A 14661-nucleotide genomic window follows, 5' to 3' on the forward strand; every position below is an offset into this window, starting at 1 on the left:
GCTTTCACGTTCATCTTCACGCCGTAAACACCGTCAATGGCACGCTGGGCAGTGTCGTCACCTGCGAAGCTGTCCGGCCATTCATGGTGAAGCGTCAATATACTCACGCCCCATCCGAACACTGGAAGCTGCACGTGTCTCCTGCTTCTGCATCATCTGCGCGCTTGAACATCCTGGCCCACACCGCCACAACGGCGGTGGGCGCCGGGCTGGATGCACTGCGGGAGGCCCTGCGGGAAAAACGCAGCGGCCTGCGCCGCAATGATTTCGGCAACGCGCCGCTGGCGTGCTGGATCGGGCGCGTGGCCGGCGTGGAGGAAGTACAACTTCCGCCCCAGCTTGCCGACTACGCCTGTCGCAACAACGCGCTGGCCTGGATGGCGCTGCAGCATGACGGGATCGGCACGGCCATCGCGCAGGTGGTCAAGCGCCACGGTGCCCATCGCGTGGCCATCGTCGTGGGCACTTCCACCTCGAGCATTGGCGCGACCGAGGAAGCCTATGCACGCATGGCGAGCGACACCCCGCCCGCCCCGCCCGCCCCGCGCTTTCCCGCCGACCTGGACCGCCCGCGTATTCACACCCCGCATTCGCTGGGGGATTTCGTCCAGGCGGCCACCGGCCTGCACGGCCCCTGCATCACCGTGGCCACCGCCTGTTCGTCCAGCGCCAAGGTATTTGCCCAGGCGGCGCGGCTGATCCAGGCCGGGATTGCCGATGCCGCACTGGTCGGCGGGGTGGACACGCTCTGCGGCAGCGTCCTGTATGGCTTCAACGCGCTGCAGTTGGTCGCGCCAACCCCTTGCCAACCGTTCGACGCGCGCCGCGTCGGCCTGTCGCTGGGCGAAGCCGGTGGCTTTACAGTGCTTGAGCGCGCCGATGGGCCCGCCACGGGGCTGCAGTTGTGCGGCTACGGTGAATCCAGCGATGCCCACCACATGTCCGCGCCCCACCCCGAAGGCCTTGGCGCCCGGCTGGCGATGCAGGCAGCGCTGGACCGCGCCGGCATCCGCGCCGGCGATATCGGTTACCTGAACCTGCACGGCACCTCCACCCCGGCCAATGACAGCATTGAAGCGGCGGCGGTGGCGGCGCTGTTTCCACCCGCGCTGCATGCAAGTTCCACCAAGGGCTGGACCGGCCACACGCTGGGCGCCGCCGGCATCGTTGAATCGGTGATCGCGCTGCTGGCGCTGGACGACGGATTGCTGCCGGGCACGCTCAACAGCGAAATCCCGGACCCGGCCTGCGGGCCACAGATACGTTTTGACAACGCACAGGCGGATATCCGTTACGCCATGAACAACTCCTTCGGCTTCGGCGGCAACAACTGCTCGCTGGTCTTCGGCAAGGCGGCATAGAACATGCTCGAAGCAACCATCGAGGGCATCGGCTTCTGGGGCGGCGGACTGCCCGACTGGGACAGCGCCTGCGCGCTGCTGCGCAGCGGCACCCTCCCCGAAACCGCTGCCACACGGCCTTCACCGCAGGTGCTGGCCGCCAATGAACGCCGCCGTGCACCGCTCACCGTGGCGGTGGCGCTGGAAGCCGCAATGGCGGCCTGCGACGCAGCCGATCGCGCGCCGGCAACGCTGTCCTCGGTGTTCACCTCCACCCATGGCGAGCAGTCGATCACCGACTACATGTGCACCACGCTGGCCGATGACCCGGCCGCCATCTCGCCCACCCGGTTCCACAACTCCGTGCACAACGCCGCGGCCGGTTACTGGACCATCGGCACCGGCACGCATGCCGCAGCCACGGCCATCAGCGCCGGCCCGCACAGCTTTGCGCAGGGGTTGCTGGAGGCAATGGTGCAACTGCAGGCAGGCGAAGAAGCGGTACTGCTGGTGGCCTACGATGGCCCCGGCAGCGGCGCACTGGCGCAGGTGGCACCGAGTGAAGGCTTGCTGGGCGTGGCCATGGTGTTGTCACGCACGCCGTGCATCGGCCTGCCGACGCTGCAGTTGGACGTGTTGCCGGAAGCGCCCGCCACGGCGGACACCACAGCGCACGGCGCACTGCTGCAGCGCCTGGCCGGCAATGCCATGCAGCCGGCACTGCCGCTGCTGGAAGCCCTTGCGCTGGACCGCGAAGACCTGTGGTTGCAGGCCGGTCCGCAGCAATGGTTGAAGCTGGGCATCCACCATGGCTGAGCCGCTGCTGTCACTGGACAACGTGGCGGTGGTGATTCCCGCGCTCAACGAGGCGCTGCGCATCCGCGAGGTGGCAAGCGGCGTCCTGGCCGCGGGCTTTGCGCATGTGATCGTGGTCGACGATGGCTCCGAGGACGACACCGCGCAGTGCCTGGCCGGCCTGCCCATCACCGTGCTCCGCCATCGGCAACGCAAAGGCAAGGGCGAAGCGCTGCGCAGCGGTTTTGCCGAGGCAATCGGCCGCGGGCTGCGCGGCGTGCTGACCCTGGACGGCGATGGCCAGCATGCCGCCTCGGACCTGCCGCGCCTGCTCGCCAGCGCCAACCGCCACCCGGGTTGCATCATCATCGGCGCGCGTCTGCGCAAGCGTGCGTCGCAGCCCAGGCACCGTCGCCTGGCCAATGAATTCGGCGACTGGGGCATCGCCTGGGGTACGCATTACCAGGTAGCCGACAGCCAAAGCGGGCAGCGCTTCTATCCTGCCGATGTCATCGCCCTGCGCGACATCCCCGCCGAGGGCTTCGTGTTTGAAGCGCAGGTCATCATTTCCGCGGCACGCCAGCTGGGCACGCGCTGCGTGTCGGTGCCCATCGAATCACGTTACCGCTGCGCCACCACTGACGAGCGGTTCCGGCCCAGCCATTTCCGGCCGCTGCGCGACCTGTACAACATCACCAGCCACATCGTGCTGCTGGCGTTGCGCCACGGCCACGTTCGCGAGGTGTACCGGCGCATCCGCGCCAACCCACCATTGATCGACAACGATATCGACAACGGTGAGGACATGGCACCACCGCCCCGTTGACCACGCTGGCCAGCCTCAGCCCATGCCGCCGTTGATGCCGATCACCTGGCCGTTGATGTAGCCGGCGGCATCGCTGCACAGGAATGCCACCAGCGCGGCCACTTCGTCCGGTGTGCCGGCGCGTGCAGCTGGAACGGCCTGCTTGATCATTTCCGGCGGGAACGCTGCAGCTGCCATCTGCCCTTCGATCACCCCCGGCGCGACCACGTTGACGCTGATGCCGCGGCTGGCCATTTCCCGCGCCAGGGATTTGCTGGCGCCGTGCAGCGCGGCCTTGGCCGCGGCGTAGTTGGTCTGGCCGCGATTGCCCAGTACCGCCGCCACCGACGAGACGCTGACGATGCGGCCCCAGCGCGTGCGCGCCATCGGCAGCAGCAACGGCTGGGTGACATGGAAGAAACCGTGCAGGCTGACGTCGATCACGCGTTTCCAGCGCGTCACGTCCATGCCCGCCATCGGCGCGTCATCGTGGATGCCGGCGTTGTTGACCACGATCTGGATGCTGCCCTCGGCCAGCAGCCCTTCCAGCGCGGCGGCGGTGGCAACGTCATCGGCGACATCGAAGGCCACCGCCTGCGCGCTGCCGCCGCTGGCCACGATGGCATCAACCACGGCCTGCGCCCGCGCCAGGTGGGCATTGGCGTGGACGATGACATGCGCCCCGTCCGCGGCCAGCCGGCGGCAGATGGCGCCGCCGATGTCACCGCTGCCGCCGGTGACCAGTGCACGTCGTTGCTTGCTCATGGGATTGGGTTCCTGGAAGAAAAACTCACGGCAACTGCAGCATCACTGCCGCGCGGCCTTCGGCCAGCAGTTCGTCGTGATGATGCAGGGTGAAAGCGTACTGCTGGTTCTCCGGCGTCTGCGCCAGCACCTGTGCGTGGGCCTGCAACGGGCCGGCCAGCGTGTCGATGCGGGTCACATGCAGGCGTACATCACGCAGCGCGACCAGCACCCCGGGCCGCGCCGCACCGCCGTGCATGCTCGCACGCAGGCCGCCATGCACGGCCATGGCCTGTGCGCCGTATTCGCACAGATGGATCGCCCCCAGTTGGCCGTCGCAACGCAACGGATGGTCCGGGTGCAGATGGTTGAACGCCTGCAGCGTGATGGTGGAATCGGTCCACGCCAACACGCGGTCCCACAGGCACATGCTGCCCTGGTGTGGCACCAGCTGCAGGATTCGATCACGGTCCAGCATGTTGCACCTCCTGCAAGGGATGGCGCGAGATCAGCAGCGCCAGCACGAAATTACACACCACGCCCAGCGCCACCGTACTGCCGATGGCTCGCAGGACCGGAATGGATGACAGGCCCAGCAGGCTGAACACCAGCAGGGTCATGGCACTGCAGACCAGCAACCCATGCAGCGTCCGCAGCTGGCTGGCATGGCTGTCGCCGGCATGCTCGAAGAACAGGCCGTAGTCCAGCCCGAGGCCTGCGGCAAGGATCAGGCCGATCAGGTGGAACAGATTCAGTTCAACGCCCAGGCCGCGCAATACCGCCAGCACCAGCAGCGTGCTCAACACCATCGGCAGCAATACGCGCAGTACCCGGCGCGGTGAACGCAGCACCGCCCAGACCGTGGCCGACAACAACAGCACCGCAACCGCCAGCGCGATCAGCACGCGGCCACGGTAGTCGGCCACCAGCGATTCGGACGCTTCCTTCAGGTCCAGCAGCTGCGCCCCCTGCAGGCGTGCACTGGCCGCCACCGCATCCACGTCCTCAAGGCCACTCAGCGACACCAGCGCAATGGCGTGATCCTTGCCCTGCAACAACAGGCCGTCCACGGCGGTGGCCAGCGGCGTGCCCTGCAGATCCTGCGGCTGCAGCGCGGCGGCGGTGCGCGCGGCGCTGACATCGGCGAGGAACGGCTCGAAGGCATCACTGCGGAACGGGGTATCGGCAACGGCTGCGGCCAACGCGGCACGCAACGTCGCGGTGTCCGGCAATTGCTGCTGACGCTGGCGCTGTACCGCCGCACTGGGCAGATACCGCGCCGCCATGTCGTAACGCGCCAGCGCCTTGCCCGCCACCAGCGCATCCAGCGCCGGCCGCATGCGTTCGCTGGCGGCCAGTACCGCCTGCGCATCCGCGCCATGGATGGCGATGACATAGCGCACATCCGGCGCCCCCAGTTCGCTGCGCAGTTCCGCATCGCGCTGCAGATCCTGCGGGTCCACCGGCGTCAGCCGGCCCAGGTCGTTCTGCCAGAACGCGCCCGGCGCCCAGATCACCACCCCCAGCGCCAGCACGGCCAGCACCAGCAGCGACCACCGCGGCCGCGGCAGCCGCCGGGTATGCGCCCACACATGGGCGAGCAAGGCCGAATCGGCGAAGTCCCGCGTTGGCGGGTCAACCAGCGCCGGCAGCAGATAGCGCGTGGCCAGGGCCGCCGTGGCCAGTGCGGTGATGGTGAACACCGACAGCTGGCGCAGGCCTTCCACGCCGGAGAACAGGAACGTCAGGTAGGCGATGCAGGTGGCGATGACGCCGGTGCCCAGCGTCGGCCACAGCGCGCGCACGTTGTCCCACGACGAACGCCCGGGGCGTTCGTGGCTGAAGAAGTGGATCGGGTAGTCCTGCACCACGCCGATCAGGGTGAAGCCAAAGGCGATGGTGATGCCGTGCACGCCATCAAAACCGATGGCCACTGCTGCCAAGCCTGCCAGGCCGGCACTGGCCAGCGGCAGAAAGCCGAGGATCGGCATTTTCCAGCTGCGGTAGGCCACCCACAGCAGCAGGATCATGCCCAGCGTATCCAGCGTGCCGATGGTGCTGGCTTCCCGCGCGGTGCGGTTGCCGATCTTCACCGAGAACGCGCCCGGCCCGCTCAACTCGATACGGCTGCCGCTGTCGCCGGACACGGCGGCAAAGGCCGCAGTGATCGTATCCACCGCCTGTTGCTGCGCCCCCGGGTCGAAGCCTGCCGCGCGCGTCTGCAACAGCAGCAGCGCCTGCGTGCCGGAATGGTCAAACCAGACATCGTCGATGCGCTGCGGCGCGGTGGCCGGCTGCAAGGCCTCGGCCACGCGCAGGGTCTGCAATGTCGGGTCCGAGGACAGCAGCGGTTCGATCAGGCCACCGGCCGGGGAACCCAGGTCCTGCACGCGCGCCTGCAGTTCCTCGCGCAAGGTTTCGCTGCTGAAGGCCGCATCGGGCAATGCGTCGATCAGGTAGCGGTAGGGCAGCAGCTGCGCGGGAAACGCCTCAAGGCCTGCCTGCTCGCCATTGGCCACCAGCTCAAACTGGTCATCGGCGGCGAGCTGGGCGCGCAGTTCACGCGACTGCGCCGCCAACTGCTCCGGCGTTGCCGCCGACAGCGCCACCAGCAGCAGCCGCGCACCGGGGCCTTCGCCCAGTTCGTCGAGCAGCAGTTTCTGCGCCGGCGTGCGCGCGTCGGGCATGAACTTGCGCAGGTCACCACTGACCTGGATGCGGCTGCTGAGCCAGGCGGTCAGCAGGCCCAGCAACAGCAACCAGCCGATGGCCAGCGCGATGCGCCGGGGGGCGGTCAGCTTCAACGCGCGCCACCGTCATGACACAGCGCGGCCAGCGCATCGGCCTGACGCACGTCGGCTGCGGCGCGGGCGGCACCGCCCAGCAGCGTGCGCTGCAGTTCGCCCCTGGCCGGCTGGGTTTCAATGCAGCGCAGCTCGCGGCCCTGACCGTGCAGGGTCACCGCGCGCACGCGGCGCTGCAAGGCTTCTGCCCTGGGGGTAAGCACCAGTTGCCAGTGCTGCGCGCTGCCCGAGGGTTGCAACTGGTAACGCTGCTCCAGCGCGGTGAGATCACCGGCCAGCATCGCCCCGAAGCTGGCCTGCAGGTCGGCCAGTTCCGGCACGCGCTGCAACGAGAACACACGCGGCGGCTTGCCGGTGCGTGCAATGGTGACCTGGTTGTCGGCGATGGTCGTCGTTTCCGCATACGGCGTGCGCACCTCACGCACCAGCGTGCCGGCATCCGGTCGCCGGTACTGGCCTTCGACCCGCAGCGGCTCCTTCAGCAGCGCCGAGCCGCGCAACTCGACAAAGCCGGTCTGGCTGGGCGCCGGTTGCGCCAGCTGGCGCAGGATCGTGGCCGCATCAATGCCGCTGGCCAGCCCCGGCATCGCCAGGCTCATCAGCAGGGCCAGCACCGCCCCGGGCAGCAGTGTGCGAAGGAGCTTCGGATTGCCAGAAATCATAGAAATTGAACCAGTTGTAGGGCGCCTCACGCAGGTGATGCTCCAGCCTGCCGACGTAACGGTGGATAAGCGCCGACAGTGCCGCATTGCGGGTGGCGCGGGGGAGATGCACGACCGACTCGAACGGCTCGAACAGCAGGTCGTAACGGTTGCCGCCGCGGTACAGGCCAAACGCCAGCACCACCGGCACCTTCAGCACGCCGGCAAGCAGCCACGGTGTGGCCGGGAACACGGCCGCCGTGCCGAGCAGGGGCACAGCGACGGCGGTTTCGCCGGGGCGGATGCGATCGGCCAGCAGCGACACCATTGCGCCCTCCTGCAGCGCCTGCTGGATGGCCAGCGCTACCGTCGGCCCGTCCTGCCCGGCGTCGATGATGCCGGCCGCCAGGGCCGGGTCGAGCTCGGCCAGCAGCTCGGTGATGGCGGCATTGTGCGAGCGGTCCAGCAGCACCCTCAGCTTCAGGTCCGGGCGTTGCCGCGACAGCGCGCGCAGGGCGTCGAAACTGCCCAGGTGGGAACCGAACACCAGCACGCCCTGGCCCTTGTCCAGCTGCTCCAGCAGGTGGCTGGTGCCGCCGGTGCGGATGTCGAACAGATCCAGGCGGCCGGCAAGCAGGAACACCCGGTCCAGGATGGTGGCGGCAAAGGTATGGATGTGGCGGGCGACGTCGATGGCCCGCGCCGGACGCCCGAGTACGCGCCGCAGGTAGTCACGCGAGGCCCGTCGCTCGCTGCCACGCACGCAGAAGAAATAGGCGGTGATCGGATACAGGCAGGCCCGTGCGATGCGCCGCCCGCCATGGCGGGCGATGCCGCCGATCAAGCGGATGGCCGCACGTCCGCCGCCTTCGGGGCGCTGCTTCCAGCTGCCCGCGTTCACGGCCGCACTCCGATCACCTCCAGCACCAGTTTCCCCCGCACCAGCAGCTCGGCATCGCGCAGCACCCGGAATTTCCAGTGCGGCGCCTGCCCTTCCAGTTCGATCCGCGCGGTCTGGCCCGGCAGCAACGGGGCCATGAACTTGACCTGCGGCAGGCGCAGATAGCCTGTCGCCTCGGTGCCCAACTCGGCTTTCACCGCCCGCAGCACCTGCTCCAGCAGCACCACGCCGGGGACCAGCGGCCGGCCCGGGAAATGGCCGGGCAGACAGGGATGGTCGGGAGGAATGCTGAATTGCATGGCGTCCGCTGAATGGGCTGGGCAGGACAGGATACCGGCAGCCCCCTTGTTCAGCGCAGCAACGTGCGCCAGAAACCCGGCCCCAGCTGCGCCATCTGCCGCATGAAATCCAGCGCATTGCGGTAGGGCCGCTGCGGAAACAGCTGCCCGCGCACCGCATATTCCAGTGCGAAGAAGCCGCCAATCAGGCCCCAGTCGGCGATGTTGGCGGCCCACGACCATTGTTCGTGACTCAGCGGCCACCACGGCTGGATGCCAAAGGCGGCCAGCAGGCCACTGGGCACGGCCAGCATGGCCAGCAGCAGGTTGATCGCCGCCAGCAGGCCGAGCACGGCAGCCCAGGCCGCGGTCAGCCGCCGCGTGTAGCGGTCCAGCGCCTCGGTCATCGGCATCCCGGCACGCGCATACAGCGCCTGCACGATGCGCGATATCAGCGGTATCCGGCCCGGCAACAGTGAACGGGCAAAACCCCAGCCAACCAGCAGCGGGAACACCACCGGCGGCGCCAGCAGCAGCATCCAGGCCACCGAGGAACCGCCCAGCCGGTAAAGCAGGGCCAGCAGCACCATCAGCGTCGCCCATGCCCAGGCCCGCAGCGCGGCCAACGGGGCAAGCAGGCACAGCACCACCAACCCGGCCAGGGCGGCGGCGGCCCACATGCCATCGCTGCGCAGGCTCGCCACATGCGAGAGCACCGGATAGGCCAGCAGCAGGACTACCCGCAGCGCCGCCAGCAGGCCGGACTCGCCGTCGTCATCCGGGGCTACGGAGGTCGTCACGCTCAGAGTGTCTTGTTGGCCTGCACGTGTGCCGACAGCGCCCGCAGCGAGGCGAAGATCCGGCGGTTTTCGTCGTTGTCCGAGCGCAACTGGAAGCCGTAGCGCTTGCTGATGGCCAGCGCCAGTTCCAGGGCATCGATGGAATCCAGGCCAAGGCCTTCGTTGAACAGGGCCGCTTCCGGGTCGATCTGCGCGGCCGACACGTCTTCCAGGTTCAGGCTCTCCACGAGCAGTGCTGCCAGCTCGCGCTCGGCTTCGGTTTGTTGCGACATTTCCACTTCCGGGGGCACAGAAAACCGCCACGATCCGGCATCGTCGCCGTCAACGCAACCATGGCCGCTGCGGTCGGCAGGCTATCATTGGCGTCCTTGCAATACCGAAATGCCGTGCAATGACGTCCACGCTCCGCCTCTCCGCTGCCCTGCTGCAATGCCCCGAGCACCCCGCCGCCGCCGGCAGGGAGTGCCGCCGATGAACGCACAGGCAACGCCCGCGCCGGCGGCGACGCTGCAGGTGGATTACGCCGACCCGGCGCAGCTGAACACCCTGCTGGCCGACGCACATGTCCTGGCCATCTTCGGCTTCAAGGCGGGCCCGGACGCGCCGCCAACCGACGACCCGCGCTATCTGCAGGTGGGCCTGCAGGCCGACGGCGAGGAGAAGCTCGAAGTCTGGCGCAGCGCCCATCCGGTCAGCTGCGGGCGTGATGCCAACGGCGTGGCCTGGGCCAGCGATGGCGCGCTGATGTTTGGCGCGCTGCAGGTGGAGGAAGCCGCGCACGGCGACATCATGAGCGCCGCTGAACACAGCTATGCGCAATTGATGGCGGCCCTGCCGCGGCACGGCTACCCGCACCTGCTGCGCATCTGGAACTACATGGATGCCATCACCGAAGGGGACGGCGACGATGAACGCTACCGGCACTTCAGCATTGGCCGTGCGCGTGGCATCGGTGACATCGACACCGGCACCCTGCCGGCCGCCACCGCCATCGGCCGCCGCGATGGCGTAAGAGTCCTGCAGGTGTACTGGCTGGCCGCGCGCACGCCCGGCACGCCGCTGGAAAACCCGCGCCAGGTCAGCGCCTACCACTACCCGCGCCAGTACGGGCCGCAGTCGCCCAGCTTTGCGCGGGCGCTGGTGGCGGCCCCCGGCAGCGACCTGCCGCTGCTGCTGTCCGGCACGGCCAGCGTGGTGGGCCATGCCACGCTGCACGGCGACTCCACGCTGCGGCAGCTGCAGGAAACCTTCAACAACCTGGAAGCGCTGATCGGCGTGGCACGCAGCCGCATGCCGGCGTTGCCGCAGCACTTTGGCCGCGGCAGCCGCCTGAAGGTGTATGTGCACGATGCGGCGGAAGTGCCGGCCGTGCGCCAGGCGCTGGCCACGCATCTATCGGCCGAAGTGCCGTACATCGTGCTGCTTGCCACCGTGTGCCGGCGCGACCTGCGCATCGAGATTGACGGCGTCCACGGGCCCTGAGCCCCGGCGTTGTCCCCGTGCCTGACCCGCAACGGTCAGGCACGCCGCTACGGCTCACTGCCGCAGCAGCGCCAGTACCGCATCGCGCGGCAGTTTTCCGGTTTCGTTGCGCGGCAGGGCGTCCACCCTGCGCAGCGGACGCGGCAGGAACACCGGATCCATCAGCTGGCGCAGCTCCTTCAGGATTTCGGCCTCCTCACGCTGCGGCGCCACCACCAGTGCGGCGATACGGCCGACCGCATGGCCCGGCTCGGGCGGCAACTGCACCACCAGCGCATCGACTACACCGTCCACCGACTGCAGCTTGCGGGTCAGGTCGCCCAGCGAGGCACGCTTGCCGGCGATTTCCAGCAGGTCGGCACGGCGGCCACGCAGCAGGAAGCGGTTGTCGGGCAGCAGTTCCACCAGATCGGCCAGCATCACCGGCACCGGCAGATGCGGCGCATGCACGCGCGTGCCGTCCGGCTGGGGTTCCAGGCGTACACCCGGCAGCAACTGCCACGCCTGCTCGCTGGCGGTGCGGCGGCGGGCGAAGATGCAGGTCTCGGTGGAGCCGAACATCTCCCGCACCTCGGTGGCAAAACGCTGTTCGGCGGCCTGCGCCAAGGGCTGTGGCAAGGGCGCGGTGGCAGTGACGATGCCCGCCAGCGGCGGCAGCTCCACGCCCGATTCCACCAGCGCCTTCAGGTGTACCGGCGTGGTGATCAACAGCCGCGGCGCGGGTACCTGGGCCAGCGCCACGGCCACATCCTGGGGAAAGAACGGCTTGCCGGCCTGCAACGTCGCCGGCGCCAACAGCGGCAGCAGCACCGCCATCTCCATGCCGTACATGTGCTGCGAGGGCACGGTGGCCACCAGCGAGGGCTGCGCCTGGCCCCACAGATCCTGCAGGGCATGAAGATTCTGCCGCGTGCTGGCCACGAATGACCCCCAGCTCTTGGGGTTGGCGCCGGGCACGCCGGTACTGCCGGAAGTGAAGCCAATGGCAACCTGTTGCCCGGCCGACAGCTGCGGCACCGCACCGGGCAGGCTTGGCAGGGTCGCCGGCAGCACGAAGCAGTCTTCCGGCAGTGACTCGGCCGGCGTGTCGGCCACGCAATACGACTGCGCGTAGCGCTGCCGCACGTCGTCCACCACAGCCGGTGCCCGCGAAGACGGCAACAGGTTGACCTGCCCGCGCAACGCCACGGCGCAGAACGCCACCAGGAACCGATAGCGGTCCTCACACAGGTTGACCGCATGTGCGCCAGCCGGCAGCAGCGCGGCAAGGCCATGGACGTGGGCAAGGAAACTTTCCGCGTCCACCTGCATCCCGGCGGCCATCGCCAGCGGCCGCTGGCGGTCACCCACCACCAGCGGGTATTGGTCACGGGAGGACGAAGCAATGGAAACAACCGACATGCGACTGCAAAGACCCTGGAAGGAACGGCCCGGGCGCGCGGGGCACCCGGAGAGGGCGGCCAGCTTGGGGGCCACCGGCCCGGCATGCAAGCCGGGCCGTCCAGCCTGCGGTCAGTGATAGCCCATGTCCGCGGTGACTTTGCCGCGGAACACGCGGTAGGACCACACCGTGTAACCGAGGATCACCGGCAGCAGCAGCGCCAGCCCGACCATGCTGAAGCCCAGCGAGGAAGCCGGTGCGGCTGCCTGCCACAACGTCATCGACGGCGGCAGCAGGTAGGGCCACATGCCCAGCACCAGGCCGACGAAGCCCAGCACGAACAGGGCCAGGGTGAGCAGGAACGGCGGCAGGTCACGGCGCGGGTGCATCGCGCTGCGCCACAGCGCCACGGCCACCACCAGCGTGAGCAACGGCACCGGCGACAGCCACCAGAAATTGCCGTCGCTGAACCAGCGCTCCATCACCCGCGACTGCAGGAACGGCAGCCAGGTGCTGACCAGGCCCATGAACACGATCACTGCCACCATCAACGGCCGCGTCAGCGAACGCGCCAGCGTCTGGTCACGGCCCTCGGTCTTGAGGATCAGCCAGGTGCTGCCCAGCAGCGCATAGCCGGTGACCACCGCCACGCCGGTCAGCATCGAGAACGGGCTGAACCAACCGAACGCGCCGCCGACGTACTGCCCGTCCTGCATCTTCAAACCTTCCACCAGCGCGCCCAGGATCACGCCCTGCGCAAACGCGGCCAGCAACGAGCCCAGCGCGAAGGACACGCTCCACAGCCGCCGCGAACGGTGCGCCTTGAAGCGGAACTCGAAGGCCACGCCACGGAACACCAGCGCCATCACCAGCAGCAGCACCGGCAGGTACAGCGCCGACAGCATGGCCGCATAGGCCTTGGGAAAGGCGGTCATCAGCCCGGCACCGCCCAGCACCAGCCAGGTTTCGTTGCCGTCCCAGATCGGCGCGGCGGTGTTCATCATCACGTCCAGTTGCTCTTCGTCCTCGGCAAACGGCGCCAACACGCCGATGCCGAGCACGAAACCATCCAGCACCACGTACATCAGCACGCCGAAGCCGATTACCGCGAACCACGCCACGGTCAAAACGGTTGCCATATCCATCTCAGCGGCCCTCCAGCGGTTCATCTGCACCGGACAACGGCCGCGCCGGTGTGTGCGAGATGTCGTCGTGTGAATGATCGTGGGGCACCGGCCCGGTGCGCATGATCTTGACCAGGTACCAGATGCCCCAGCCAAACACGAACACATAACCGACCACATACACGCCCAGCGACAACGCCGTCATCCAGGCACTGTGCGTGCCCACCGCATCGGCGGTGCGCAGCAACCCGTAGACCACCCACGGCTGGCGCCCCATCTCGGTGACGAACCAACCGGCCACCAGCGCGATGAAGCCGCTGGGCAGCATCCAGTTCCAGCCGCGCAGCAGCCACTTCGATTGCAGCAATCGCCCGCGCCACAGTTGGAATGCGGAGATCCATGCCAGCACCAGCATCAACGTGCCGATGCCGACCATGATGCGGAACGCGTAGAACACCGGCACCACCGGCGGCCGTTCACTGGCCGGCACCGAGGTCAGCGGCGCGAAGCTACCGTCCATGCTGTGGGTCAGGATCACGCTGCCGAGCTTGGGAATGGCAATCTCGTAGTCGTTGCGCTCTTCCTTTTCGTTCGGCACCGCAAACACCACCAGCGGCACGCCTTCGCCGGGCTTGGTTTCATGCCAGTGCGCTTCCATCGCGGCGATCTTCATCGGCTGATGTTCCAGCGTGTTCAAGCCATGCATATCGCCGACAAAAATCTGCACCGGCACCGTCAGCGCGGCAAATGCCACCGCCGCCACCAGCATCTTGCGCCCGGCTTCCACATGCACGCCGCGGCGCAGGTACCACGCACCGACGCCACCAATCACGAAACACGTGGTGATGAACGAGCCCAGCGCCATGTGCGCCAAGCGGTACGGGAACGACGGGTTGAACACCACCTGCCACCAGTCCACCGGATGCACGATGCCATCCACCATCTGGTAGCCGGCCGGCGTATGCAGCCAGCTGTTGGAGGACAGGATCCAGAACGTGGAAATCAGCGTGCCCAGCGCCACCATGCAGGTGGAGAAGAAATGCAGGCGGGGCGACACCCGGCCCCAGCCGAACAGCATCACGCCCAGGAAACTGGCTTCCAGGAAGAACGCGGTCAGCACCTCGTAAGTGAGCAATGGCCCGATCACCGTACCGGCCACCTCGCTCAGGCGCGGCCAGTTGGTGCCGAACTGGAAGGCCATGACGATGCCGCTGACCACGCCCATGCCGAAGGACACGGCGAAGATCTTCTGCCAGAAGAAGAACAGCTCGCGCCACACGATATTGCGCGTCCGCAGCCAACGCCATTCGACAAAGGCCAACCAGCTGGCCGTACCGATGGTGAAGGCCGGGAACAGCACATGAAAACTCACGACGAACCCGAACTGGATCCGTGACAACAGAAGCACGTCCACGCCTGCCTCATTTCTTGCCCGAGAACAATGATCATTGTCATTGCGTACCTGTGAAAAGCAGATGTGACTCGTTGTCGCAGTGCGTCAAAAAGTCGCAGAAGCACCTGCTCCCTCTCTTTGGAAAAGCCAAGAGGATGGCTGGGGAGCAGGTG

Annotated in this window: 15 protein-coding genes; 4 read left to right on the top strand and 11 right to left on the bottom strand. The window is 67.9% G+C overall.

From position 1 onward, the window contains the following. The first annotated feature begins 134 nt into the window (after positions 1-134). Genes ACVOLO_RS01750 through ACVOLO_RS01760 form a run of 3 tightly spaced genes read left to right on the top strand, consistent with a single transcriptional unit; the run spans position 135 to position 2961 of the window. Entirely contained in the window at positions 135-1361 is a 1227-nt protein-coding gene (locus tag ACVOLO_RS01750) for a beta-ketoacyl-[acyl-carrier-protein] synthase family protein (RefSeq protein ID WP_481568554.1), read from the top strand. Positions 1362-1364: 3 nt separating this feature from the next. Beyond that, a complete protein-coding gene (locus ACVOLO_RS01755; protein WP_481568555.1) occupies positions 1365-2156 on the top strand; it encodes a beta-ketoacyl synthase chain length factor in 792 nt (263 codons plus the stop codon). Beyond that, on the top strand, positions 2149-2961 hold the full coding sequence (locus ACVOLO_RS01760; RefSeq protein WP_481568556.1) for a glycosyltransferase family 2 protein: 813 nt from the start codon (positions 2149-2151) through the stop codon (positions 2959-2961). The genes ACVOLO_RS01755 and ACVOLO_RS01760 overlap by 8 nt, the downstream gene beginning before the upstream one ends. Before the next feature lie 15 nt (positions 2962-2976). On the opposite strand, the gene fabG is transcribed toward ACVOLO_RS01760, so the two are convergent. From fabG to ACVOLO_RS01800, 8 genes are read right to left on the bottom strand one after another with little or no spacing between them, the layout of a single operon-like run. Beyond that, a complete protein-coding gene (fabG, locus tag ACVOLO_RS01765) occupies positions 2977-3705 on the bottom strand; it encodes a 3-oxoacyl-ACP reductase FabG (protein WP_481568557.1) in 729 nt (242 codons plus the stop codon). A gap of 25 nt (positions 3706-3730) precedes the next feature. Beyond that, positions 3731-4162 (bottom strand): hotdog family protein, encoded by a 432-nt coding sequence (locus tag ACVOLO_RS01770; RefSeq protein ID WP_481568558.1) that lies wholly within the window; start codon positions 4160-4162, stop codon positions 3731-3733. Then, the gene (locus ACVOLO_RS01775; RefSeq protein WP_481568559.1) at positions 4149-6488 is read right to left on the bottom strand and encodes an MMPL family transporter; all 2340 of its coding nucleotides are present in this window, start codon (positions 6486-6488) and stop codon (positions 4149-4151) included. Before ACVOLO_RS01775 ends, ACVOLO_RS01770 begins: the two co-directional genes overlap by 14 nt. Beyond that, entirely contained in the window at positions 6485-7087 is a 603-nt protein-coding gene (locus tag ACVOLO_RS01780; RefSeq protein WP_481568560.1) for a LolA-related protein, read from the bottom strand. The genes ACVOLO_RS01775 and ACVOLO_RS01780 overlap by 4 nt, the downstream gene beginning before the upstream one ends. Then, positions 7050-8030: an LpxL/LpxP family acyltransferase gene (locus ACVOLO_RS01785; RefSeq protein WP_481568561.1), complete on the bottom strand. Its 981-nt coding sequence runs from the start codon at positions 8028-8030 to the stop codon at positions 7050-7052. The genes ACVOLO_RS01780 and ACVOLO_RS01785 overlap by 38 nt, the downstream gene beginning before the upstream one ends. Next, entirely contained in the window at positions 8027-8329 is a 303-nt protein-coding gene (locus ACVOLO_RS01790) for an ApeI family dehydratase (protein ID WP_481568562.1), read from the bottom strand. The genes ACVOLO_RS01785 and ACVOLO_RS01790 overlap by 4 nt, the downstream gene beginning before the upstream one ends. A gap of 50 nt (positions 8330-8379) precedes the next feature. Continuing rightward, positions 8380-9063, bottom strand: a complete 684-nt coding sequence (locus tag ACVOLO_RS01795) for a ketosynthase (protein WP_481568673.1) — start codon at positions 9061-9063, stop codon at positions 8380-8382. Positions 9064-9110: 47 nt separating this feature from the next. After that, the gene (locus tag ACVOLO_RS01800) at positions 9111-9380 is read right to left on the bottom strand and encodes a phosphopantetheine-binding protein (protein WP_481568563.1); all 270 of its coding nucleotides are present in this window, start codon (positions 9378-9380) and stop codon (positions 9111-9113) included. 199 nt (positions 9381-9579) lie between these two features. On the opposite strand from ACVOLO_RS01800, the gene ACVOLO_RS01805 reads away from it, so the two are divergent. Then, positions 9580-10590, top strand: a complete 1011-nt coding sequence (locus tag ACVOLO_RS01805) for a chorismate transformation FkbO/Hyg5 family protein (RefSeq protein WP_481568564.1) — start codon at positions 9580-9582, stop codon at positions 10588-10590. A 54-nt stretch (positions 10591-10644) separates the two neighbouring features. On the opposite strand, the gene ACVOLO_RS01810 is transcribed toward ACVOLO_RS01805, so the two are convergent. The 3 genes from ACVOLO_RS01810 to ACVOLO_RS01820 form a co-directional block, all read right to left on the bottom strand. Continuing rightward, on the bottom strand, positions 10645-11991 hold the full coding sequence (locus ACVOLO_RS01810; protein ID WP_481568565.1) for an AMP-binding protein: 1347 nt from the start codon (positions 11989-11991) through the stop codon (positions 10645-10647). Between the two features lie 111 nt (positions 11992-12102). Next, positions 12103-13116: a cytochrome d ubiquinol oxidase subunit II gene (gene cydB, locus ACVOLO_RS01815; RefSeq protein WP_481568566.1), complete on the bottom strand. Its 1014-nt coding sequence runs from the start codon at positions 13114-13116 to the stop codon at positions 12103-12105. 1 nt (position 13117) lies between these two features. Continuing rightward, positions 13118-14509: a cytochrome ubiquinol oxidase subunit I gene (locus tag ACVOLO_RS01820; protein WP_481568567.1), complete on the bottom strand. Its 1392-nt coding sequence runs from the start codon at positions 14507-14509 to the stop codon at positions 13118-13120. Between the last annotated feature and the right edge of the window lie 152 nt (positions 14510-14661).

Source organism: Stenotrophomonas sp. STEN056 (genome assembly GCF_056759635.1).